The 21,999-nt window shown below is 43.4% G+C and carries 21 protein-coding genes; 4 read left to right on the forward strand and 17 right to left on the reverse strand.

What is annotated here, in order from left to right; all coding sequences use genetic code 11:
* Positions 1 to 3: 3 nt before the first annotated feature.
* The 10 genes from der to DW738_RS05575 all read right to left on the reverse strand — a co-directional run bounded on the left by der (position 4) and on the right by DW738_RS05575 (position 11,040).
* Positions 4 to 1,314, reverse strand: a complete 1,311-nt coding sequence (gene der / locus DW738_RS05530) for a ribosome biogenesis GTPase Der (protein WP_117744583.1) — start codon at positions 1,312 to 1,314, stop codon at positions 4 to 6.
* A gap of 16 nt (positions 1,315 to 1,330) precedes the next feature.
* The gene (locus DW738_RS05535; RefSeq protein WP_117744584.1) at positions 1,331 to 2,047 is read right to left on the reverse strand and encodes an NADPH-dependent oxidoreductase; all 717 of its coding nucleotides are present in this window, start codon (positions 2,045 to 2,047) and stop codon (positions 1,331 to 1,333) included.
* On the reverse strand, positions 2,044 to 2,943 hold the full coding sequence (gene dnaI / locus DW738_RS05540; protein WP_023024133.1) for a primosomal protein DnaI: 900 nt from the start codon (positions 2,941 to 2,943) through the stop codon (positions 2,044 to 2,046). The genes DW738_RS05535 and dnaI overlap by 4 nt, the downstream gene beginning before the upstream one ends.
* A complete protein-coding gene (locus tag DW738_RS05545) occupies positions 2,944 to 4,116 on the reverse strand; it encodes a DNA helicase (RefSeq protein WP_117744586.1) in 1,173 nt (390 codons plus the stop codon). It abuts the gene before it with no gap.
* Positions 4,117 to 4,590: a transcriptional regulator NrdR gene (nrdR, locus tag DW738_RS05550; protein WP_006595763.1), complete on the reverse strand. Its 474-nt coding sequence runs from the start codon at positions 4,588 to 4,590 to the stop codon at positions 4,117 to 4,119. It abuts the gene before it with no gap.
* Positions 4,591 to 4,703: 113 nt separating this feature from the next.
* Entirely contained in the window at positions 4,704 to 5,519 is an 816-nt protein-coding gene (locus tag DW738_RS05555; RefSeq protein ID WP_023024137.1) for an endonuclease/exonuclease/phosphatase family protein, read from the reverse strand.
* A 63-nt stretch (positions 5,520 to 5,582) separates the two neighbouring features.
* Positions 5,583 to 7,772: a PTS transporter subunit IIBC gene (locus DW738_RS05560; RefSeq protein WP_123160759.1), complete on the reverse strand. Its 2,190-nt coding sequence runs from the start codon at positions 7,770 to 7,772 to the stop codon at positions 5,583 to 5,585.
* 276 nt (positions 7,773 to 8,048) lie between these two features.
* Positions 8,049 to 8,738 (reverse strand): response regulator transcription factor, encoded by a 690-nt coding sequence (locus DW738_RS05565; protein WP_117744587.1) that lies wholly within the window; start codon positions 8,736 to 8,738, stop codon positions 8,049 to 8,051.
* A gap of 9 nt (positions 8,739 to 8,747) precedes the next feature.
* A complete protein-coding gene (gene gndA, locus DW738_RS05570) occupies positions 8,748 to 10,172 on the reverse strand; it encodes an NADP-dependent phosphogluconate dehydrogenase (protein ID WP_006151777.1) in 1,425 nt (474 codons plus the stop codon).
* 325 nt (positions 10,173 to 10,497) lie between these two features.
* Positions 10,498 to 11,040 carry a DUF177 domain-containing protein gene (locus DW738_RS05575; protein WP_123160550.1) on the reverse strand — a complete coding sequence of 181 codons (543 nt, stop codon included), beginning with the start codon at positions 11,038 to 11,040 and terminating at the stop codon, positions 10,498 to 10,500.
* Between the two features lie 207 nt (positions 11,041 to 11,247).
* Between DW738_RS05575 and DW738_RS05580 the strand changes: the two genes are divergently transcribed.
* The 3 genes from DW738_RS05580 (at position 11,248) to DW738_RS05590 (ending at position 13,764) form a co-directional block, all read left to right on the forward strand.
* The gene (locus tag DW738_RS05580; RefSeq protein WP_123160551.1) at positions 11,248 to 12,108 is read left to right on the forward strand and encodes an Rgg/GadR/MutR family transcriptional regulator; all 861 of its coding nucleotides are present in this window, start codon (positions 11,248 to 11,250) and stop codon (positions 12,106 to 12,108) included.
* A gap of 262 nt (positions 12,109 to 12,370) precedes the next feature.
* Entirely contained in the window at positions 12,371 to 12,547 is a 177-nt protein-coding gene (locus DW738_RS10310; RefSeq protein WP_165852127.1) for a hypothetical protein, read from the forward strand.
* Positions 12,544 to 13,764 carry a transporter gene (locus DW738_RS05590; protein WP_123160552.1) on the forward strand — a complete coding sequence of 407 codons (1,221 nt, stop codon included), beginning with the start codon at positions 12,544 to 12,546 and terminating at the stop codon, positions 13,762 to 13,764. Before DW738_RS10310 ends, DW738_RS05590 begins: the two co-directional genes overlap by 4 nt.
* A gap of 300 nt (positions 13,765 to 14,064) precedes the next feature.
* Here the strand turns inward: DW738_RS05590 and htpX are convergent, their stop codons facing one another.
* Positions 14,065 to 14,961 carry a zinc metalloprotease HtpX gene (htpX, locus tag DW738_RS05595; protein WP_023024155.1) on the reverse strand — a complete coding sequence of 299 codons (897 nt, stop codon included), beginning with the start codon at positions 14,959 to 14,961 and terminating at the stop codon, positions 14,065 to 14,067.
* Position 14,962: 1 nt separating this feature from the next.
* Complete coding sequence (locus DW738_RS05600; RefSeq protein WP_003013312.1) at positions 14,963 to 15,523, reverse strand: LemA family protein; 561 nt, start codon at positions 15,521 to 15,523, stop codon at positions 14,963 to 14,965.
* Positions 15,524 to 15,594: 71 nt separating this feature from the next.
* Between DW738_RS05600 and rsmG the strand changes: the two genes are divergently transcribed.
* Positions 15,595 to 16,308, forward strand: a complete 714-nt coding sequence (gene rsmG / locus DW738_RS05605; protein ID WP_023024156.1) for a 16S rRNA (guanine(527)-N(7))-methyltransferase RsmG — start codon at positions 15,595 to 15,597, stop codon at positions 16,306 to 16,308.
* Between the two features lie 177 nt (positions 16,309 to 16,485).
* Here rsmG and DW738_RS05610 read toward each other — a convergent pair whose 3' ends face one another.
* The 5 genes from DW738_RS05610 to DW738_RS05630 form a co-directional block, all read right to left on the reverse strand.
* Positions 16,486 to 17,388, reverse strand: coding sequence for a PfkB family carbohydrate kinase (locus DW738_RS05610; RefSeq protein WP_123160553.1), 903 nt, complete (start codon positions 17,386 to 17,388; stop codon positions 16,486 to 16,488).
* A gap of 72 nt (positions 17,389 to 17,460) precedes the next feature.
* On the reverse strand, positions 17,461 to 18,216 hold the full coding sequence (locus DW738_RS05615) for an SDR family oxidoreductase (protein ID WP_123160554.1): 756 nt from the start codon (positions 18,214 to 18,216) through the stop codon (positions 17,461 to 17,463).
* Positions 18,217 to 18,220: 4 nt separating this feature from the next.
* On the reverse strand, positions 18,221 to 19,051 hold the full coding sequence (locus DW738_RS05620) for an energy-coupling factor transporter transmembrane component T (protein ID WP_123160555.1): 831 nt from the start codon (positions 19,049 to 19,051) through the stop codon (positions 18,221 to 18,223).
* Positions 19,044 to 20,726, reverse strand: coding sequence for an ABC transporter ATP-binding protein (locus tag DW738_RS05625; protein ID WP_123160556.1), 1,683 nt, complete (start codon positions 20,724 to 20,726; stop codon positions 19,044 to 19,046). Before DW738_RS05625 ends, DW738_RS05620 begins: the two co-directional genes overlap by 8 nt.
* Entirely contained in the window at positions 20,727 to 21,500 is a 774-nt protein-coding gene (locus tag DW738_RS05630) for a nucleoside phosphorylase (protein ID WP_123160557.1), read from the reverse strand.
* Between the last annotated feature and the right edge of the window lie 499 nt (positions 21,501 to 21,999).

Genomic DNA, 21,999 nt, shown 5'->3' on the forward strand with positions numbered 1-21,999 from the left:
GCCCTACTTCCGTTTCCGAGCGATCAAATGAATCGGGGTTCCTTCAAAGACAAAGGCTTTCCGAATTTGATTTTCCAAGAAACGAAGATAAGAGAAATGCATGAGTTCTTCTTCATTGACAAAGACCACAAAAGTTGGTGGCTTGGTAGCAACCTGAGTCGCATAGAAGATTTTCAGGCGTTTTCCTTTATCTGTCGGTGTCGGATTAATGGCAATAGCATCCATAATGACATCGTTCAAGACAGCTGAAGGAATGCGAGTATTTTGGCTCTCACTAATTTGCTTGATCATGTCTGGTAGCTTGTGCAAGCGTTGTTTGGTCAAAGCAGAGACAAAGATAATGGGAGCATAAGAAAGATATTGGAATTGATCGCGAATATCATCTTCCCATTGCTTCATGGTGTGGTTATCCTTTTCAAGGGTATCCCACTTATTGACCACGATAATCATCCCTTTTCCTGCTTCATGGGCAAATCCAGCAATCCGCTTATCGTACTCTCGAATACCTTCTTCCGCATTCAAGACCATCAAGACTACATCCGAACGATCGATAGCCCGCATAGCTCGCATCACAGAATACTTCTCTGTATTTTCATAGACCTTACCAGATTTCCGCATTCCTGCAGTATCAATCATGGTATATTCTTGGCCTTCAGCATCCGTGAAATGGGTGTCAATAGCATCTCGCGTAGTCCCAGCCACAGGACTAGCAATGACGCGGTCTTCTCCAAGGATGGCATTGATCAAGCTTGATTTTCCAACATTTGGACGACCAATCAAACTAAACTTAATGACGTCTGGATTTTCTGCTTCGCGATCCGTTGGAAGATTTTCAACGATGGCATCCAAGACATCCCCTGTACCAATCCCGTGTACAGATGACACTGGCAAGGGTTCTCCCAGGCCTAGAGCGTAGAAATCATAGATGTCATTTCGCATCTCTGGATTATCCACTTTATTGACTGCTAAAATGACTGGTTTGTGAGTCTTGTAGAGCATCCGAGCGACATATTCATCCGCATCGGTAATCCCTTCTTTTCCAGATACTACAAAGACAATGACGTCGGCTTCATCCATGGCAATCTCAGCTTGGTGCTTGATTTGCTCCATGAAAGGTGCGTCCACGTCATCAATCCCGCCAGTATCGATAATACTAAATTGGTGGTTGAGCCACTCCGCCGTTGCATAAATACGGTCCCGAGTAACTCCTTCGACATCCTCGACAATGGAAATCCGCTCACCGGCAATCCGGTTAAAGAGCGTTGACTTCCCGACATTTGGACGTCCTACAATGGCAACAGTAGGTAAAGCCATGGTATCCTCTTTTCTCTTATTTTTCTAGTTGGTGTTTCTTTAATAACTCTGCCGTAGCAACTGGTTCCTCCTGTCCAAATTGGGCAGCCAAGCGTTGACTCCAAGTATCTGTTGCCCGTGCTCCAGCATAGGCAGTCTGTACTTGGTCAAAGGCTTCAATCACTTCAGGAGTCTGCACTTGATAGCTTTCCTCAAATACAACAGCTTCCAAAGGAAGGCGGGGCTTCACAGGATGATTCTGATTTGGCACTCCTAAAGCCATCCCAAAGACAGGATAGGTATAGTCTGGTAAATTAAATAATTTAGCCACTTCAGAAGCTTGATAACGCACCAAGCCGATAATGACCCCTCCATAGCCTAAACTCTCTGCAGCCAACAAAGTATTTTGACCTGCCAAGGCCGCATCTACAGAAGTAATCAACAAATTATCCGGTCCTTCTGGATGGAATTGATCCGTATGCATCCGAACCCCTTTTTCAGCTCGATTGAGATCTCCTACAAACAATAGGAAGACAGAGGATTGACGGATGGCCTCCTGAGGGACAAATTGATACAGTGCCTCTTTCTTTTCTTGGCTTCTCACTAAGATGATGGAATAGGACTGAAAATTTTTCCAAGAGGAAGCCATTTGCCCAGCTGTTAGGATCGCTCGAAGATCTTCCTCCTTGATATCCTCCTCTTTAAAGCGACGGACAGAGGAATGAGATTTCATCAAATCAATAACAGTATTCATCGGCGATTTTCTCCTTCTAGGCGCACTTCTTTAGCCAGGAACTTAATTCGCTCCATGACACGTTTGGCTTGCCAAGTCTCATCTCCATTCCGAGACGTAGCAAAATGACGTTCCAAGTCTTCAAAATTGAAATTGGAGGTAAAGAAGGTTGGAAGAATCTCCTGCATCCGGTGTTGCAAAATCACTTGCAAGACTTCATCCCGCACCCAAGGCGACATTTGCTCTGCCCCAATGTCATCAAGAATCAAGATTTCAGCCTTCTTGACTTGATCTAGCATCTCTTTAACTTGTCCTGTGTTAATCGCATTTTTGACATCGATGACAAAGCTTGGAAAATGCAGAATCGTTGAAGAAGCCTGCCGTTTTTCAGACAAGTCGTGAGCAAGGGCTGCCATCATATAGCTTTTCCCAACTCCAAAATCTCCATATAGAAAAATCCCTTTACGAGCTTGAGGATAGGAAGCAACAAAATTGGCCAACTCTTCAAAGGCTCCAAAACGCCCACGATCATCCAAGTCGACTTTCGCTAAGGAAGCTTCCTTCAAGGTGCTTGGTAAGTTGATCAGCTGCAAGCGTCTATTGATAGCGGCTTGTTTTTGTGCCTCGATTAATTCAGGTGTCTCCTCATAGGAAACATCCGCATAACCTTCATTCATGACTAAAACAGGCTTATACCCTCTTGCAATATAATCTGCATCCCCAAGGACAAAGCGATTGCGCTCACTGATGTATTGGTTAAATTTGGAAATGCTACGACGGATTTCTACATCCGATAAACCTTCCTTTTGAATAAAGGTTGCAATCTCAGGTTCGGCGAGAATTTGAGCTACCAATTCTTCATAATTGAACTGCTGTGATCGATTCATCTGGGACATGGTTTTCCCTACGCTCTCCATTTACTCCCCTCCTTGATTTAATTTCTCGAGCAAGGCTCGTTTTTGTTGTTCCAGATTAGCCTGTTCTTCTTGGCTAGTCTGATTGGTATAGTTAGGCTGACTCCACTTCGGAACATTGGTCTTTCCTGTCGTTGATCCACTCTTAGCTACTTTCTCTTTTGCTTTTTGTAAATGGGAGTCTTGGCGCTGGCGGATCTTCAGAACGGCCTCCTCAGCCATCTTTATCCCCTCATAAGCAAAGTCATTTCCAACTTTTAAGGCATACTTTTCATTGAGATTGGCGGAAGCAACCTTGTTAAAGGTCAACAACAAGATCACATTAATAACTTCATCTAACAGGCCTAAACGGGCCAAGTCAGAAATTACTTGGCGTTCTGATTGGGTCACAACAGCCTTACGCGCTTTTTTAATTCCTGCTAAAAATTGACGACTAGTCTTATTTTTAGCTTCCCGGATAATAGCTCTTTCCTGCGGAGTGAACTCATCCTTACCTTTTTCTTGTGGCTCTTGGGTCAGTTTTTGTCTCATCCGTTTGGTCGAAATGACCAAATTAACCGCTGTCTCTTTGGCCAACAGATAGGTCTCGTACCAAGTCCAATTCTTCTCTTCGGTGATGGCATAAAGAACTAAGAGGTCCTCTTGTTCGTTCTCAAAACGAAGGCCATCCCGCACCATTAATTGTTTAAAGTGCTCTAAACTGAAGGAAGATACTTTCCTCTGAGGGGTCGAAACACCATCAATCCCAAAAACAGAGGCAAAGTTCACCTTCCGTTTCTCTCCCTCTGGTTTTTCAGGAAGCAAGTCACGAACTGCTGCTTCTCCTATTTTTTTCTCCAGCAACTTCTGATAAGCGACATTCGCGAAAAATTGATCTGCTTCTAGCGGAGCCAAAAATCGGAACTGAAGTCCTTCATCTGTCTCAAAAACCTCTAGTAAATTCATGGCAATCAAACGGTCTAGACTTTCGAGAAAATGAGCGAACCCTAGATCCAAATGATTTAAAACAACAGCAATCAGCCGTTTTTCTTTCCCCTGATCATAGAGACTCAGCAGAAAAGTATATAATTGACTTGCTTGAACACCTAATATTGGTCCATACAGATGCGTGAAAGAGGCTCCTGTAGGCGCTAAATAATTATTCTTCAAGAAAGAAAATGAAGTATTGGGCTTCATCTATTTTTCCTTTTTCTTCTTCGTTCCTTTGGTAATCTGCTTTAAGAGACTTTCCAATTCACCAACATCCTTGAAACTACGATAGACACTCGCAAATCGAACATAGGTAATTTCGTCCAATTCTGCTAACTCGTCCATGACAAGTGATCCGATATAGTCACTCTGGATCTCATTTTCACTCTGACTACGAATCTTTTGTTCGATTCGCCCCACAATTTCCTCAATTTCGTCACTCGACACGGGACGTTTCTGAGCAGATCGAATAATCCCATTAAATATTTTATCTCTAGAAAACTGTTCCCGGGTGCCATCTTTTTTCACCACAACAAGAGTCCGCTCTTCTACTCGTTCATAAGTGGTGAAGCGATGATGACATTCATCACATTCTCTTCTTCTACGAATCGTTTTCCCGTCTTCTGCCTGGCGACTATCTACAACACTAGACTTATTTCCGCCACATTTTGGACACCGCATGGACACCCTCCTTATCGTTTCTTAATACTTTATTCTATCATATTTAGGGCTAAAGTGAAAGCAAGGGAAATAAAGAAAATCCCTAGCCTCCTGGAGGGATAGGGATTTGAATATTATGGTAAATACAAGTCAGCTGACAAACCATAATGGTCGCTAACGAGAGGCTGACTAGAACCATCAAACACAACTTCTAGCCGTTCGATAACCCATTCTTTTGAGGTGAAAATATAATCAATCCGCAAGGGTACTTGATTATCATCCCATCCATCAATTCCAGGACCTACAGTGTAAGTCCCCTTGGTCTGGCGAGCTTCAATAAAGCTATCTTGAAGAGCTAGCGGGCTCGCTAAAATGGCTTCATAACCTTCTTGCCCAGCTGGATTATTAAAGTCCCCAGCTAAAATCAAAGGCTTTTGCAATTGGCTAAAGCGTTCTTCTAAACGCGCCCACTCTTGCTGGAAGCCTTTGTCCCACCAAGAGAGGTGAACACTGGCAACAGCAATGTCTTTCCCATCAACTTGGGTTTCTGCAATGGCAATCCGTCGTGTATGATAATCTGTTGGATCATTCACATCTGAAACCAAGAGTTCGCTTGCCTGGATTGGGGTACGCGATAGAATCGCCACGCCTTCATGATAACGGTCATAGCCGATATGGTTATAAGCCCAGGTCCAGTGGTAGCTCAATCCTTCTTCTTCTAATTTTTCAACTAAACAACGAACATAGTGATCCTGATGGATCGGCTCCGCAGAAGGAGTTGGATGGTACAAGTCATTAACAGGAACAACTGGACTTTCGATGGTCTGATTTATTTCTTGGAAACAAATCACATCGTATTGCTTTGCAAGAATGTCTTTTAATAAGTCCTCAAATTTTTGTTGGGGATTTTCTTCCATCCAACTATGAGTGTTTAAAGTTAAAAATTTCATGATCCTACTCTCCTAATAGAGAATTCCCTGTATCCAATAGATACAAGGAATAACTCTCATAGATTATAATTCAACCTTAGCAACCACAGCATCTGCTGGAAGTTGACCAGTTTGTGTAAGAGTGACAGATTGAATAGCTGCACCATTTGTGAAGACTACAACTGTTGAAGTTGCACGTCCAGCTTCACGAATAGCATCCAAATCTGCTTCTACCAATAGGTCTCCCGCCGCCACTGTTTGGCCTTCTTCTACCTTCACTGTGAAAGGTTTACCTTCCAGACTTACAGTATCAAGACCGATGTGAACGAGGACTTCAAGACCAGATTCTGTTACCAAACCAAGCGCATGTTTGGTAGGGAAGACGCTTGTCACCTTACCAGCTACTGGTGAAACAATCTGACCATTTGCTGGTTCAACTGCAAATCCGTCACCCATCATTTTTTGTGAGAAGACTGGATCTTGAACTTTTTCTAATTCAATGACTTGTCCTTCAGCAACTGAGTGAACTTCTTCCGTCACCCCTTTAAAGGCAACTTCTGCTTGTTGAGCCGCTGTCTTTTGACTTGGAAGAGTTTCAGGAATCACTTCACCTGAGTCTAACAAATCTTGGATATCTGATTTCAAGACGTCCGCTTTTGGACCGTAAATCGCTTGGACACCTTGTCCTTTCATGACAAGTCCCATTGCTCCTTCAGCCTTCCATTGTTCTTCTGTTCCGACTTTTGTTTCGTCTTTAACAGTCACACGAAGACGAGTCATACATGCATCTACATCGACGATATTGGCACGACCACCAAGAAGGTTGATCACGTTAACTGCTTGAGAAGCAGCGGCCACTTTACCTGAACCTGAAGTTTCAGATGCATCTACATCTCCTTCAGCTTGTTCGTAGTTTCCATTACGTCCAGGAGTTGCGTAGTTAAATTTCTGGATCATGAAGTTTGCAATGAAGTACATGATCACAGCAAAGAGAATCGTTACCCAAATGAAGTTAAAGATGTCCATACCAAGGCCAGCTTTAATGGTCATTGGTGTACGAGTCAAGAACTCAATTGATCCAAATGAATGGACACGGAGATTGACGATATCTGCCATCGCGAAGGCTGCACCTTGTACCACTGCATAAACGAGGTAAAGAGGCATTGCTACGAACATAAACATGTACTCGATTGGTTCTGTAACCCCTGTGAGGAAGGTTGCAAGAGCAGTCGCAATCATCATCCCTTTGTATTTGTGTTTCTTATCAGGGTCTACATTACGGTAAATGGCAAGGGCAACCCCCATCAAGATACCGAATGAACCGATCATTTGTCCCACTTTGAAACGAGCAGGTGTGACAGTATCCAACAAGTGTTGGTAAGTAGCAGGGTCAGAAACTTTTGTATTTCCTAAGTCTGTAATCCAAGCCAACCAAAGTGGATCTTGACCAAATACTTGAGTGCCTTTTGCTGCACCAGTTAACACTTCATAAGTACCACCCAATTGAGTATAGTTGATTGGGATAGTCAACATGTGGTGAAGACCAAATGGAAGCAAGAGACGTTCCAAGGTACCGAAAGCAAATGGTGCTAAGATTGGAGCAGTCTCTTTTGAGTTAGCAATCCAAATACCAAAGTTGTTAATTCCTGTTTGGACTACTGGCCATAAGAATGACAAGATAAGAGCCACAATTGCAGAACGAAGGATAACGACAAATGGAACAAAGCGTTTCCCGTTAAAGAATGATAGGGCATCTGGTAACTTGCGGTAGTTGTAGTATTTGTTAAAGGCTGTTGCCCCTACAAAACCGGCAATAATCCCAACGAAAACTCCCATATTCAAGGCAGGTGATTCTAACACACTCGTGAAGTAATCAGCAACCTTGATAGATCCACCAAGAAGTGTTTTCACCTTCGCTTCTGGATCTTTCAGCATATCTCCTGTTACACCGAACATCACACCAGTGATCCGGTTAATCAGGATAAAGGATAGACCTGCTGCAAAGGCCCCACCCGCACGTTCTTTCGCCCAGCTACCACCGATAGCGAGAGCAAAGAGGATGTGGAGGTTTCCGATAACCCCCCAACCGATCTGTTCAAGAACACCACCGGTAGTTACCAAGAAACCAAGTTCTGGATTAATCATTGCAATGGTTTTACCAAGACTGATCATCAGACCTGCCGCCGGCATAACTGCAATGACCACCATCAACGCTTTACCGAATTTTTGCCAAAATTCAAAGCTTAATAGACTTTTGAATGATTGTTTATTCATCATTCGACCTCCTTATAAAATTGAAATGCCCGCAATACGAGAAAACGTTTGCATATTTCACTTACTATTATACCACTTTTTTTTCTTTTGTAAAGCCCTTACATGTAAATTTTTAATTCACAAACATTATATACAAAGGCCTTGGGAATACTGTAATCCAGGCAAACGTTTGCTTCTTTCACAAGATTTTAAAAAAATTTTTTTAAAAAATTTTTCTTTCTTCCTTTTTGACAAACAAAAAAATCCCTTTGAGATTTCTCATCAAAGGGATTGTTGTTATTCTTGCATTTGGTAGCCGACACCTCGGACAGTTTTGATATAGCTCTTTTGTCCTGGAAGATCTATTTTCCCACGAAGATAGCGAATATAGACATCAACGATATTGGTTTCTGCTGTACTCTCATATTTCCACACCCGCTCTAAGAGTTGCTCCCGACTAAGGACATGTTTGCTTCCCATCAAAGTTGCTAATAAATCATATTCACGACGTGTCAGATCAATTACTTCTTCTCCCCGATACACCATATGATTCTCGACATCAATTCGCAAATTCCGATAGGAAGTGGGAACTTTCATCTGATTACAATGTTGGTCAATAAAATCACGGCCTCTAAAAATAGCGACGATTTTCTCAACCAAATCACTGATCACGAATGGTTTGATGACATAAGATACCGCAAATCGTTGGATACTCTCCATATGCTCTGAAATTTTCTCACGACTATCTAAGACAATCAAGACTGCTGCAGGACGAATCTTGCTCAGACGCTGGGCAAACTCTTCCCCACTCATATCTTCTAGTTCGTAATTGAGAAGAATTAAATCATATTCTGTAGCCTGCAGGAGTTTCAAGGCCATTTCCCCTTGTTCTACCAAATCAACTACATAGCCTGCTTTCTGAAGTTCTAAATCAATAAAGCGCGCTAAATTCTTTTCATTTTCTACTAGTAATATCCGCTTTGTCATAACCTACAATTATTTTTCGTCGTACCAAGAATAGTGGAAGGTACCTTCTTTATCCTTACGTTGGTATGTGTGAGCACCGAAGTAGTCACGTTGTGCTTGGATCAAGTTGGCTGGAAGATCTGCTGAACGGTAGCTATCAAAGTAAGTGATGGCTGCTGAGAAGGTTGGGACTGGCACACCAGCTTGAACCGCAAGAGCTACGATATCACGAACAGATTGTTGATACTTAGCAGTGACATCCAAGAAGTACTCATCCAAAAGAAGGTTAGCAAGGTCTGCATCACGGTTGTAGGCATCCGTGATCTTTTGCAAGAAACGAGAACGGATGATACAGCCATCACGCCAGATAGAAGCGATGTCTGCAAATGGCAAGTTCCAGTTGTTTTCTTTAGATGCAACACGCAATTGTGCAAAACCTTGTGCGTATGAAATGATTTTTGAGAAGTAAAGGGCTTGACGGATCTTTTCGATCAACTCAGCCTTATCACCTTCAAATTTAAAAGCAGCTGGTTTTGGAAGCACCTTGCTAGCGTGTACACGTTCTTCTTTGTATGTAGAAATGTAACGTGCAAATACTGACTCCGTAATGAGTGACAATGGCACACCAAGGTCAAGCGCTGATTGGCTAGTCCATTTACCAGTTCCCTTGTTTCCTGCAGCATCCAAAATATAGTCTACGATTGGTCCATCTTGACCTTCATCATCTTTACGTCCAAGGATGTCAGCCGTGATTTCGATCAAGTAGCTGTCCAATTCGCCCTTGTTCCACTCAGTGAAGATTTCAGCCATATCTTGAGCTGAAAGTCCAAGCAAGTGTTGCATCAAATCATAGCTTTCTGCGATCAATTGCATGTCCCCATACTCGATACCATTGTGGACCATTTTCACATAGTGACCAGCTCCATCAGGACCAATGTAAGTCACACATGGTTTGCCATCTTCTGGTGCTTTGGCAGAGATTTCTTCAAGAACGTCTGCTACCAATTCATACGCTTCTTTTTGTCCACCAGGCATGATAGAAGGACCTTCAAGGGCACCTTTTTCACCACCAGAGACACCAGTACCGATAAAGTTGATACCAGAGTTGGCCAACTCTTCATTACGACGGATGGTATCTTTGTAGAAAGTATTTCCTCCATCGATCAAGATATCGCCTTTATCCAAGTGTGGAAGAAGAGCTTGGATGGTCGCATCTGTACCAGGTCCAGCTTGAACCATGAGCATGATACGACGTGGTTTTTCGATTGAGTTTACAAAGCTTTCGATATCATAGCTTGGCACAAAGTTCTTTTCAGGATGGCAAGCAACAACATCTTCTGTTTTTTCTTTACTACGGTTATAGATAGCAACTGTGTATCCACGAGATTCAATATTAAGGGCAAGGTTACGACCCATTACGGCCATACCAACAACACCAAAGTTTGCTTTAGTCATGTGACACTCCTCTTTATAGTTTGCCTATATTCTACCATTTTTTGACATCAAATGAAAGTAGAAAATCACCCTCTTGCCCCTTCCTGTAGAAAGACACCTCCTATCTCGTTTGAAGCAAAGAACAAAAAGTGCCTGAGGTTGAGTTCTCAGACACTTTCTAATCTATTCTACTCTTCTGCTTTAGAAGTTCCGGCATTGGCTTCAAGAATTTTCGCTACTTGTTGAGCTGCACAGTTTCTAGCTTCAACGTATAGCCAGAAAAGGACACCCATTCCTATTCCTGAACCTTACTTTGGCCTTCCTTCAGCGAGCTTCTTGTCAAACATTACTCCTCTCCGTCAAATAAACCTTGAAGACCGGCAAAGGGATTGTTTTCTTCTTTCTTAATCGCTTGAGCTTCTTGATACTCTTCCTCTGTCATGATTTTCCAATCATTGCCCTCGATAAAGCCTTGTCCGTCCTCTTCTTCCGGAGTGAGTACCTTGAGAGGAATATTAAGCAGGATATTATCTGCCACACTCTCACTCAGGTCGATCTTGCCCCCTTCAATGGGAAGGATTAAATCTTCCTCAAGAGCTTCGATATCGGCCTCTGACTGCACATCCTCCGCAAACACCTCTGTCACAGGGTAGCTCTCTTTGATCTCAACGGGTTCCATGCTTCGGCTAGAGGCAAGGACGATGGTATAGGTCAATTGGTAATCCAAGACATAGAGACCTGTATCATAGGCTACTCGCCCTGTCGCTGTCACATCCTTTAAATCAAGAATTTCTGGATTGCGCTTTTGCAGATCCTTTAGCAAATCCAAGTCTTGATCAAAAGCCAGTCCTTCAGGATTTTTACGGATTTCTTGTGTATATAAGTTCATTCTTTTGCCCTCACATCTTCTAGATACTACTAGTATATCATGAAGCTGTCCCTTCAACCAAGAAGTCTCCTAAAAAATTTGTTATAATCATGAAAAAGATACAGTGTACTAGACCTATTGGTGTTGTACACCAAGGTCCCACAATCTCTTGGATAAAAGAGGTTCATTTGCTAAGGCATTGGTCCTTGTATAGATAGAGGAGAAAACATGAAAGACATCGGAGCTGTTTTTAGACAAATACGGGAAAGTCGCCACATCTCTTTAGAGGAGGCTACAGGTGGCGAATTTTCGCGCTCTATGCTATCTCGATTTGAAAGAGGAGAAAATGACCTGACGACCCAACGTTTTTTCCTGGCCTTACAACAGGTTAAAACCAGTCTCAGCGAGTTTTCCCATCTTGCAGGGATCGATCAGCACTCCTTTATCCCCAAATTGTTGAAAGAGCACTATGAAAACATGAGCTTGGAACATGATCAAGCCTTGTACCAAAGCTACCAGCTAGCTTATCAGAAAGAGCACAAAAAAGAAGACTTCTTAGCCAGCATTATTCTCAAGGCCCAAATGCTTGGCAACTTTACTGAGGTAGAGTTGACTGCTAACCAAGAGGAACTAGATTTCCTCTATGACTACCTCTTCTCTGTTATGATCTGGGGAAATTTTGAGTTAAGCCTATTTTCACTGACCTCTCCACTTTTTTCCAGTCAGCTCTATCGACAGTACACAGAGGAATTGGTCCAACGGGAGGACTTCAAGCTTCTCCTAGACTCTTCTCGCCCTGCCCTCAACTCTATTTTTCTCAATGGCTTTTTTCTGGCCATTAGTTCAAATGAATTTGAAGATGCGACCTATTTTGATCAGTTGATCAAGGACCACTTTTACGCTGAAAACGAAGCCTACCTTCGGACGGTTTATCTCTATGCCAAAGGGGAATTTCTTTATCGAAAGGGAGAAAAAGAAACTGGTCTTAAAAAGATGGAGCAGGCCATTCAGGTTCTATCCATCCTTGATTGCAAGGTTAGTGCCAACTACTACAAACAGGGCATGCAAGAACTTATCAAGGAATCCTGAAAAGAGAGTGGGACAGAAATCGGTCATTCGTTAGAATTCGATTTCGTCGTCCCACCTCCGCACAGTTGAGTAGGGCTGTAAAAGCTGATGAAATCAGCGTAATAGAGCCCACTCAACCACTGCGTCTTACTCGACAATCCAAAAACAATTGAGAGGCTAGGACTTTTGTCCCAGCCTCTTTTTGTTGAAAATATGCAACATGTAATTTTTCTTGCTTTTAAGGGTTACAATAGGATCATCAAGTTAAGAAAGAGGTCCCAGCATGATGACCAGACTAAAAAATTGTCTCCTTCATTATTTCCTTAAACAGACTAGTTTTTATGTTAAAGAGGAAAAATTAGAACTGACGGAAGAAGAGAAACTGTTTCTTCTCAAGCAGGTGGTGCACCGTTTAAGAGAAGTTATTGTTTCTGCTAAACAGAAGGAGGAAAGCTTATGAAACTCTTATTTCGCAATCACATCTTTGCTTTACTGAGTCTTTCACGTTTTTTGAATACCCTTGGTGCTGCAATTTACAACCTAGTCTTTGTAGTTTTTGCGGCTAGCATGCCTCACCCAAGTCTCGCAGTTGGCATCGCCAATCTCATTGTTTTTATCCCAAGCCTTTTCACCATTTTCATCGGAATGAAGGCCGATCACACCGCTAAAAAAGCTGACTGGCTAATCCGAATGGGCTTTCTGCAAGCTATTCTTTTCGTCATCATTGCGCTAATGACGAAGATTCCGGGTTACCTGGCCTTTTCGATCGTTTGCTTCTTGAATATTGTGTCAGATTGTTTAAGTGATTATCGCGGAGGCTTGCAACTTCCCATTATGCAGAAGAACATCCCTAGCGAGGATCTGATGGAGGCCTATTCCTTCAATCAACTTCTGAGTATGGTTTGTTCTATTTCAGGTCAAGCGCTGGGAGTCTGGCTTTTAGCTATCAGCCACCAAAATTTTGCACTAGTCGCTTCGATCAATGCTCTGACATTTCTCCTTTCTTCCACTTGTCTTTTCATCCGACGAAGTCAACTGACCCACGAACCTATTCAAGTGGAATCTAGTAAGAACGTTTCTTTCCTTCAAGAATGTCGAGACATGTATCGCAATGTCACCACTATCTTTGCAGACGAAGAGGTTCACAATTTTGGAAAACTTCTCCTATCCTTAATTTTTATCAATGCCTTAGGAGGATCCATCTCTGGGATCTACAATTTGCAACTGCTTCACTCTCCCTTCTTTCATTTGAGCTTCAGCCAATCTCTCTTGATTTTAGAAGCTGTAACGATCTTAAGTATGGTCTGGGCTAGCCTGACACCCCATGACTATTTTTCCAAGCAATCGCTCCATCATATCCTACTGTGGATTGCAAGTGGCCTGAGCATCCTTGGCCTCACAAATATTTTGGTGCGCTGGGATATCCTTTCCCTTTTACTCATCACTTTCCTCGGTTATCTTGTTGCAAAAATAAATCCAAAAGTTTCCAGTCTTTTAATGAGCAAACTGCCAGCTGAAAAATTAGCTTCTACCTCTAGCTTTTTGGGACTGATGGTAAGCTTTGCCATGCCACTTGGAACAGCCCTTTTCTCTAGCTTAGCTATCTGGAACCTCTCTCTTGCTTGGGGAATATTTGCCTTCCTTGGTTTCGGTACTGTCCTCTTATCAAGTAAATAAAAAATCCACCATCCGGTGGATTCAAATTGAAGACAAAGTCATCCTTAAAACTTTCCTTAGGTGAGTACGGACGTCAGCGAACTTCATCGAAGTTCCATGACTTAGTTTTGGACCTAAGGTTCCAAAACTCCCGAGTGCTTGAAACGTAGTATTTCAAGCACTTTTTCTCACGGCGGAAAGTTTCAATAGATGACTGAATCATTCTAACGAATAAATTTCTTTCATTTTTATAGAATTTATTAGATTTGTAAAGAAAAACAGTTTTCTCACACTCTCAATCTTACTAATTGTAGATTTGCTTTACATTCTTCTTAGTCTTTCCACCCGCTCTGCAATCGGTGGGTGGGTATAAAAGAGCTTTTGAAAACCTGATTCTTTTTTTGGATCGTTGATAAAGAGAGCACTACTTGCACTATCGACTTCTCGTTGCATAGGCACACTATTATCCAGTTTCAAAAGAGCATTGATCATTCCTTGAGGATTCCGTGTCAATTCGACACTTGAGGCATCCGCTAGGAACTCCCGTTGACGGGAAATGGCTAACTGGACCAAGGTCGCCGCTAATGGCGCTAAGACGATGGCAATCAAGGAAAGGATCAGAATAATAATTTCTAAACCACTGCCCCCTTCTCGATCATCATCCCGTCTACGACCACCGCCCCACCACATCATCCGTCCTCCAATACTAGAGAGCATGGTGATGGCACTAGCAAGGGCAACTGCAATCGTAGAGATGCGGATATCGTAATTGCGAATATGGCTGACTTCGTGTCCGATGACTCCCTCCAATTCCTCACGGTTCATCACAGCTAGAAGACCTGTCGTTGCTGCAACAGCAGCATTTTGAGGATTAGACCCCGTCGCAAATGCATTCATGGATGGATCATCTACAATATAGACCCGAGGCATAGGGATTTGAGCTACCATGGCCATATCTTGGACAATATGGTAGAGTTGAGGGGCTTGCTCTTCCGTCACCTCACGCGCCCCGTTCATCCGCATCACTACCTCTGTCGATTGAAAAATCATACTAATCGCATAGATTCCACCAATAATCAAAGCTAGGATGACACCACCAAGAGAGGAGCCTAACCAGAGGTAGCCGACGGCTGCTCCGATGAGGGCCAAGAGTATGAAAAAAGCAATAAGGAGAATCCAGGTTCTCCTTTTATTGCTTGCAATTTGGTCAAACAGCATATTAGTCTCCTAATCCGCTAAAATCCACCTTTGGTACAGCTTTTTCTTCTTCAGGCACTTGAAGGAATTCGGCTTGTTTGAAGCCAAACATTCCAGCAATCACGTTTGTTGGGAAAGTTTCCAACTTGACATTGTAGTTGCTTGTGACACTGTTGTACAATTGACGAGCATAAGAAATTTTGTTTTCTGTGTTAGTCAATTCTTCTTGCAATTGCATGAAGTTGGTGTTAGCTTTCAAGTCTGGGTAGTTTTCAGCCACCGCAAAGATACCTGCCACTTGACGTGAAAGAGCATCACTGGCTGCCATTGCTTCTGCAGGTGAAGATGCTTGCGCTACTTGTTGGCGAAGTTGAGTTACTTTTGCTAGTGTATCTCCTTCGTACTTAGCATACCCTTTAACGGTTTCGATCAAATTTGGAATCAAGTCATTCCGACGTTTCAATTGCACGTCAATTTGACTCCAAGCTTCACGAGTTTGCATCCGACTTTTCACTAAACCGTTGTAAACTCCTACTACCATCAACACAAGGACCACTAAGACCCCAAGAATAATCCAAATCATTTTATTGAATTCCTTTCATTTCTTTAGTACCAGTATATCAAATTTCCCTTATTTTGTGGTAAAATTATCTTATGAAACCAGAAGAATTTTATGACCGTTTAGCCGACCTCGGCTTCCCACTAACTGATCGACAAAAAGAGCAATACGAACGCTATTTCGAGCTCCTCGTGGAATGGAATGAGAAAATTAATCTCACCGCTATCACCGATAAAGATGAAGTCTATCTCAAGCATTTTTATGATTCTATCGCACCCATTTTACAAGGTTTGATTGAAAACCAACCCATCCGTCTCTTGGATATCGGCGCTGGTGCTGGCTTTCCGAGTCTACCAATGAAGATCCTATTCCCTGAGCTAGATGTGACCATTATTGATTCCCTCAATAAGCGAATCAATTTCCTTCATTTACTAGCTGAAGAGTTGGGTTTGAGCGGAGTACATTTCTACCATGGACGAGCTGAGGACTTTGCACAAGACAAGGCCTTTCGTGCCCAATTTGATATCGTAACTGCCCGCGCGGTTGCCCGCATGCAGGTTCTCTCTGAACTGACCATCCCTTACCTGAAAGTAGGGGGACGTCTCCTCGCTCTCAAGGCCAGCAATGCTCCAGAAGAGTTGGAAGAAGCAAAAAATGCCCTCAACATCCTTTTTAGCAAGGTCGAAGACAATCTACAGTATGAATTGCCAAATGGAGATCCTCGTTACATCACTGTTGTGGAGAAGAAAAAAGAAACTCCTAATAAATATCCAAGAAAAGCTGGCATGCCCAATAAGCGGCCATTGTAGTAAGATACAAAGGGCTAAGCGGATAAAGTCAAAATAGGGAATTCGACGCAGAATCCAAATGATTCTAGGAGGATTCATCTTTTTGACACAATCCGCAGCCCGTGTTCATTTCAATAAGATACAAAGGGACAAGCGGATAAAGTCAAATAAGGAGTAGGACATGTTCCCTACTCCTTTTTAGTTTTGTGCGAGTTCTGCTCTTAGTACTTGGTACTGTTCCTGAGTAAGATGAACTCCCCTAGTCGCCACAACCTTGCTTGCTAAACGGTTAGCAAAGATTAAGGCATCCTCTACATCTACCCCTTGCAAGGATGCTGCTAAAAAGGCTCCCAGATGACTGTCTCCTGCTCCTACGGTATCAAGAACTTCTGTCGGAAATCCGGCAGCCTCATACCAGCTGCCATCGTAAGCAATCGCTCCTTGCTCTCCCAAGGTCACAACGACTAACTGCCCCGTTCTCTGATAAAGTGTCTTAGCCGCTTCAGCAATCTCTTCACATGCTGAAAAAGCCTTGGCTTCTAGCTCATTGAGGTGGAGGATGGGTTGGAGATCATAGATTGCTTCCAGTCGGTCCTTGGGAATCAAGAGACCGCGAGGCCCTGGCGCAAAGATAACTTGGCCTTCGAGTTTTGACACAGCTTGAATGAGTTCCATCCCGGTCGGCTCTTCTACTTCAAGGCCACAGAGATAAATAGAATCATAGCTTTCCTGCTCCAGAGACTGCAGCCATTCCTTCTGAAAACCATATTCCACTCCATGATCTGATAAAAAGGTTCGTTCTCCATCCGACTCAATGAAACAATAGCAACAACCATTCGCTCCTGTTACTAAAATAGGGGTTTGGATGCCCAACTTTTCTAGTTCTGCCTTAACAAAATTCCCGTAGACACCCGTCCCAACTGGCGAGATGAAGTCTACCTTTTGACCTAAAGCATGAAGTACAGAGACGACATTAAAGGCACACCCTCCAAGAGACCAAGTCTGCTCATGGATATGGGCGTCCCCTTCCCGACTTGGTAGACGATCCAGATAGACCATAATATCACAAACAGTGGATCCAATCACTAAGGCTTTTGACATGGATATTCTCCTCCTATTTTCTATCCTCAACATGGAAAAATAACCAGCACTAGATAGAGCTGGTTAGTAAAACTAGTCACCCCGATAGACCGGTTGAGGGCCAAAGGTTTGGGAAACTGGCATGATTTCAATCCGATTGACATTGACATGCTTGGGTTGTTGAATGAGCCAAGACACCGTGTTGGCTATATCTTCAGGTTGAATAGCATGAGCGTCTCGATAGAGAGCTTCTACCCGTTTTTCATCTCCTTTAAAGCGAACCGATGAGAACTCGGTGCCTTCACAGAGACCTGGTTCAATATTGGTCACCCGAATTTGTTTTCCTGCTAGGTCGGCACGCAGATTTAAAGAGAACTGTTTAACGAAGGCCTTGGAGGCTCCATAAACATTGGCCCCTGGATAAGGTACCGTCCCGGCAGTTGACCCCATATTGATAACATAGCCATCATTTCTTTCCACCATCTGGGGGAGGATTTGCCGGGTCAAATAGGCCAGACCGATGATATTGGTTTGGATCATGGTCAACCAATCTGCGATCTCTGCTTCATGAGCTGGAGCCAGGCCTAGGGCCAAGCCAGCATTGTTGACCAGGACATCAATCTGCTCCCAATTTGCTGGTAAACTAGCAAGTGCATGATCTACCTGAGTGAGATCTGTTACATCCATTTGAAGAGGATAAAAGGCTTCTCCCAGCTCTTCGTGAAGGGCCTGTAATTTTTCAATGCGTCTAGCCGCACCAATCACTCGATGACCATCGGCAACTAAGCGCTGACAAATAGCTTGACCAAAGCCAGCTGAAGCTCCTGTTACTAAAATTGTTTCTGCCATTTTCTTACCTCCAAGGATTATAAAAGCGACCTTGGTTTACCCAAATCAAGACCAAACTCAGGACTACCATCAGAGCGGACCCTAGAATAATCAGACGATCACGAGTCGTCATCTCCTGATAGGTGTACCAGGTCCGTTTTTTATTTTTCCCAAAGCGACGCAGTTCCATGGCTGTAGAAATCGTTTCAATCCGCTCCAAAGAACTAAAAATCAAGGGAGAAATCATCTGAAGATTTCCCTTCACCCGCTGGACAAAGTTGGCCTTTTTGGACAATTCCAACCCTCTTGCTTCTTGGGAGAGCTTGATAATCTGGTATTCCTCCTGCACATCTGGAATATAGCGCAGGGTCAAGCTCACTGAATAAGCAATCTTGTAGGACACCCCAATCTGATTAAGACTAGAAGCAAATTGACTAGGATGGGTGGTCATTAGGAAAATAAGAGCCAGAGGAATGGTACACACATACTTCAAAGCTAGGTTGAAAAGATAAAACAACTCTTGAGCTGTGATGCTATATGCCCCTAAACCATCTAGAAGAACTGTTTTTGCTCCATAGATTTCTACCCCATATTGAGGGGCAAAAAGATAGACCATCAAGACATTGAGAAGAGCAAAGACCAGGGCAAAACTAAGAATAAAAGAGATGTCTTTCAAACGAATGCCTGAGGTCGCAAATAAGGCGAGGGCACCTAGACCAATGACCAATAACAGGCGGGTATCGTAACTCAACATGGCCGCTAATGATACCAACAATAAAAATATGAGTTTGCTAGCGCCTGAGAGGCGATGCAGAAAGCTGGTTCCGGCATGGTAGCCGACTAAGCGATTATTCATGACCTACCCCCTTCTGATTCATATAAAACTGGGTCAAGGCAAGCGGATCGACACCAAGTCGATTTGCCAAGGCGAAAATAGACGTTTCTTTCAAATTAGCCCGTCTTAAAATTTCTGGTTGGGTCAAGAGCTCTGCCGGCGTCAAATCTGCCAAAATTTGCCCATCCGTCACCACGATCGCTCGATCGGAATAATCCAGCATCAGTTGCATATCATGGGTAATCATGATAATGGTATGCCCCTTTTGGTGGAGTTCATCAAGGAAATCCATAATTTCTGTATAGTTTCGTTGATCCTGACCAGCCGTTGGCTCATCCAAAACCAAAACCTCAGGCCCCAGTACTAAAATCGAAGCAATGGTTACCCGCTTTTTCTGACCATAAGACAAGGCAGAAATCGGCCACTTACGAAACTCATAGAGACCACAAGTTTTCAAGGCTTGATGGACACGACTTTCAATCTGGTCCTCTGGGACATTTCTCAAGTGAAGACCGAGGGCCACCTCATCAAAAACCATGGTCGATGAAATCATCTGATTGGGATTTTGCAAGACATAACCTACTCGCTCTGCCCGCTCCTTGACACTATCACCCTTGATATCCTCTCCCTTTGAGAAATAGGTTCCTTCCGTCTGGATAAAGCCACAAATCGCCTTAGCAAGAGTAGATTTTCCAGCTCCATTTTTACCTACAATCGCTAGCCGTTGGCCTTTTGGAATGGTCAAGGAAAGATCTTTTAGAATAGGCTGGCCTTCTCGATAGGCAAAGTTCAAATGACCAAGCTCTAAAATTGCTTCTACCTCTGCTCCTTTTTCAAAATTTGGAACTGGAATATCTACAGACAAGTCCTCAAGTGGTAGTTTTCCTACATTGTCCAAATAAGGCAGCTTGCTGATATCCTGCCCTAACTGGCGAAGGGTTGTTAAATAGAGGGGTTCCCGAATCCCATTTTCAGCTAGTAAAGTGGTTCTCAACAACTCATCTGGTCGCCCATTAAAGAGGACTTGCCCTTGATTAATCAAGATGACCCGATCGATAGGACGGTAGAGCACATCCTCCAAACGGTGCTCAATGATAATGGTTGTCGTTCCCTGCTCTTCATGAATCTGATCGATCAGATCAATGATATCCTGACCCGACTTGGGATCTAAATTAGCCAGTGGCTCATCAAAGAGCAGGATCGGACTTTCATCGATCAGGACACCTGCCAAGCTGACACGCTGTTTTTGCCCACCGGATAAATCTTGAGGCCGATGGTCCAAGAGCTTACTCAAGTCTAAGCGCTCCGCCCAGGTATGAACCCGAGATTTCATGCTTTCCAGCTCGACCATATCGTTTTCAAGGGCAAAAGCTAAGTCTTCTGCAACACTAAGACCGATAAACTGACCATCCGTATCCTGCAAGACCGTACTGACCAAGTGAGACTTCTCATAAATACTGAGATCAAAGGCTTCTTTCCCCCGAATAAGGAATTGCCCACTACTAGTTCCTTTATAGATATTGGGAATAATCCCATTTAAGCACTGGCCTATCGTTGACTTGCCAGAGCCAGATGGTCCCACTATCAGGACCTTTTCTCCCTCATAAATGGTCAGGTTAATCCCTTTTAAGGTTGGCTCAGACTGGGCCTTATACTGGAAGGAAAAATCCTTCAATTCGATGATTGCTTTTTTCATTTAGTTTGCCTTTTCCCATAAGAGCGCAAATTGCATTGCCAACTCCGCGATTCGGTCCTTACCATCTAAGTCCTCATGACTAGATAAGGTTCGGATATCCCATTTTTCTTCCGAGAGGTGGTCCGCCGCGTAGAAGAAATGGCAGAGTTCAAAGCCCCTAAAAGCTGCTAAAGCTGCCACTGCAGAGCACTCCATATCGACACAGATGGCCCCTGCTTCCTTTCGACGCTTCATCTTGTCGATGGTTTCCCGATAGGGAGCATCGGTTGTCCACACTTTTCCTGACTGATAAGAAACCTTGTGACTGTCCAGAAAAGCTTGGAAGAGAGGAAGGCTTGCCTTATTTACTTCCACTTCATCACTAGCCGTAAGATAGTGATAGCTGGTCCCTTCGTCTCTAAGAGCTGCTGTTGGAATGATGATGGAGGTCGCCTCAATATCTTGGTCCAAAACCCCACAGGTCCCAAAGAGCACTAGTTTTTCCATCCCAAATTGAATCAAATCCTCTATAATCCCCACACAGGAAGCAGCCCCAACTGGTGCATTGAAGACCGCAATCTGTTGGTCTCCAATCGTAATCCCATAGACAATGACTTCAAAGTTAGCCATGGAAGTTCTCGCAATCACCTCATGTTCATAATTTTCAAGGAGGCGCGCAAAAGTTACTCTGGAAAAGCAAGAGATAGCAACTTTTGGAAATCCCTCAATTGGGTCGTGTAGATCTTGTGGATTGATAATCGCCTGTCGGTTGGCATCAAATTCTTCTAACAGCATCTCTTGCTCCTCTTTCATTTATTCTACTTCTAGTCCTCTATTATACCACAAAACCGGCTTCTTTCCTTCTAACAAAGGAGCGAGAAGCCCCACTTGTTCGCCTTTTACACTAGGAAACAACACAACTTTCTTCCAAAAGAAAATGAAGAGGAATCACTCAACCACTGCGTCAATCGTTGACCTCTCCTCTGATGCAAATAGGTCACTACTACTAACTCCTACCTCGCTCTCTCATTTCTCGGCTCGGGAAAAGGGAGAGGGACAGAAAGCAATAATCAATTAAAATAATGCTTTCGTCGTCCCTCCCCCGCAAAGTTGAGTAGGTCCATCCAAGCGAAATTAGAGCGTGGCATGGGCCACTCAACCACTGCGTCTATCAGCCACCTCTTGCCTGATACAATCATGTCACTCTTACTAACCCTCCCTCGCTCTCTCATTTCTAGGATCGGGAAAAATTCGTTTACAAAACGGCCTCGCTCTCTCATTTCTAGGCTCGGGA

Origin of the sequence: Streptococcus sp. AM28-20, from assembly GCF_003603595.1 — a bacterium.
Taxonomy (GTDB): Bacteria; Bacillota; Bacilli; order Lactobacillales; family Streptococcaceae; genus Streptococcus; species Streptococcus ilei.

What these genes read in the sequence shown, in the direction of transcription:
- der (WP_117744583.1), bottom strand. Translation starts at nt 1,314, where the DNA reads ATGGCTTTACCTACTGTTGCCATTGTAGGACGTCCAAATGTCGGGAAG.
- DW738_RS05535 (WP_117744584.1), bottom strand. Translation starts at nt 2,047, where the DNA reads ATGAATACTGTTATTGATTTGATGAAATCTCATTCCTCTGTCCGTCGC.
- dnaI (WP_023024133.1), bottom strand. Translation starts at nt 2,943, where the DNA reads ATGGAGAGCGTAGGGAAAACCATGTCCCAGATGAATCGATCACAGCAG.
- DW738_RS05545 (WP_117744586.1), bottom strand. Translation starts at nt 4,116, where the DNA reads ATGAAGCCCAATACTTCATTTTCTTTCTTGAAGAATAATTATTTAGCG.
- nrdR (WP_006595763.1), bottom strand. Translation starts at nt 4,590, where the DNA reads ATGCGGTGTCCAAAATGTGGCGGAAATAAGTCTAGTGTTGTAGATAGT.
- DW738_RS05555 (WP_023024137.1), bottom strand. Translation starts at nt 5,519, where the DNA reads ATGAAATTTTTAACTTTAAACACTCATAGTTGGATGGAAGAAAATCCC.
- DW738_RS05560 (WP_123160759.1), bottom strand. Translation starts at nt 7,772, where the DNA reads ATGAATAAACAATCATTCAAAAGTCTATTAAGCTTTGAATTTTGGCAA.
- DW738_RS05565 (WP_117744587.1), bottom strand. Translation starts at nt 8,738, where the DNA reads ATGACAAAGCGGATATTACTAGTAGAAAATGAAAAGAATTTAGCGCGC.
- gndA (WP_006151777.1), bottom strand. Translation starts at nt 10,172, where the DNA reads ATGACTAAAGCAAACTTTGGTGTTGTTGGTATGGCCGTAATGGGTCGT.
- DW738_RS05575 (WP_123160550.1), bottom strand. Translation starts at nt 11,040, where the DNA reads ATGAACTTATATACACAAGAAATCCGTAAAAATCCTGAAGGACTGGCT.
- DW738_RS05580 (WP_123160551.1), top strand. Translation starts at nt 11,248, where the DNA reads ATGAAAGACATCGGAGCTGTTTTTAGACAAATACGGGAAAGTCGCCAC.
- DW738_RS10310 (WP_165852127.1), top strand. Translation starts at nt 12,371, where the DNA reads ATGATGACCAGACTAAAAAATTGTCTCCTTCATTATTTCCTTAAACAG.
- DW738_RS05590 (WP_123160552.1), top strand. Translation starts at nt 12,544, where the DNA reads ATGAAACTCTTATTTCGCAATCACATCTTTGCTTTACTGAGTCTTTCA.
- htpX (WP_023024155.1), bottom strand. Translation starts at nt 14,961, where the DNA reads ATGCTGTTTGACCAAATTGCAAGCAATAAAAGGAGAACCTGGATTCTC.
- DW738_RS05600 (WP_003013312.1), bottom strand. Translation starts at nt 15,523, where the DNA reads ATGATTTGGATTATTCTTGGGGTCTTAGTGGTCCTTGTGTTGATGGTA.
- rsmG (WP_023024156.1), top strand. Translation starts at nt 15,595, where the DNA reads ATGAAACCAGAAGAATTTTATGACCGTTTAGCCGACCTCGGCTTCCCA.
- DW738_RS05610 (WP_123160553.1), bottom strand. Translation starts at nt 17,388, where the DNA reads ATGTCAAAAGCCTTAGTGATTGGATCCACTGTTTGTGATATTATGGTC.
- DW738_RS05615 (WP_123160554.1), bottom strand. Translation starts at nt 18,216, where the DNA reads ATGGCAGAAACAATTTTAGTAACAGGAGCTTCAGCTGGCTTTGGTCAA.
- DW738_RS05620 (WP_123160555.1), bottom strand. Translation starts at nt 19,051, where the DNA reads ATGAATAATCGCTTAGTCGGCTACCATGCCGGAACCAGCTTTCTGCAT.
- DW738_RS05625 (WP_123160556.1), bottom strand. Translation starts at nt 20,726, where the DNA reads ATGAAAAAAGCAATCATCGAATTGAAGGATTTTTCCTTCCAGTATAAG.
- DW738_RS05630 (WP_123160557.1), bottom strand. Translation starts at nt 21,500, where the DNA reads ATGCTGTTAGAAGAATTTGATGCCAACCGACAGGCGATTATCAATCCA.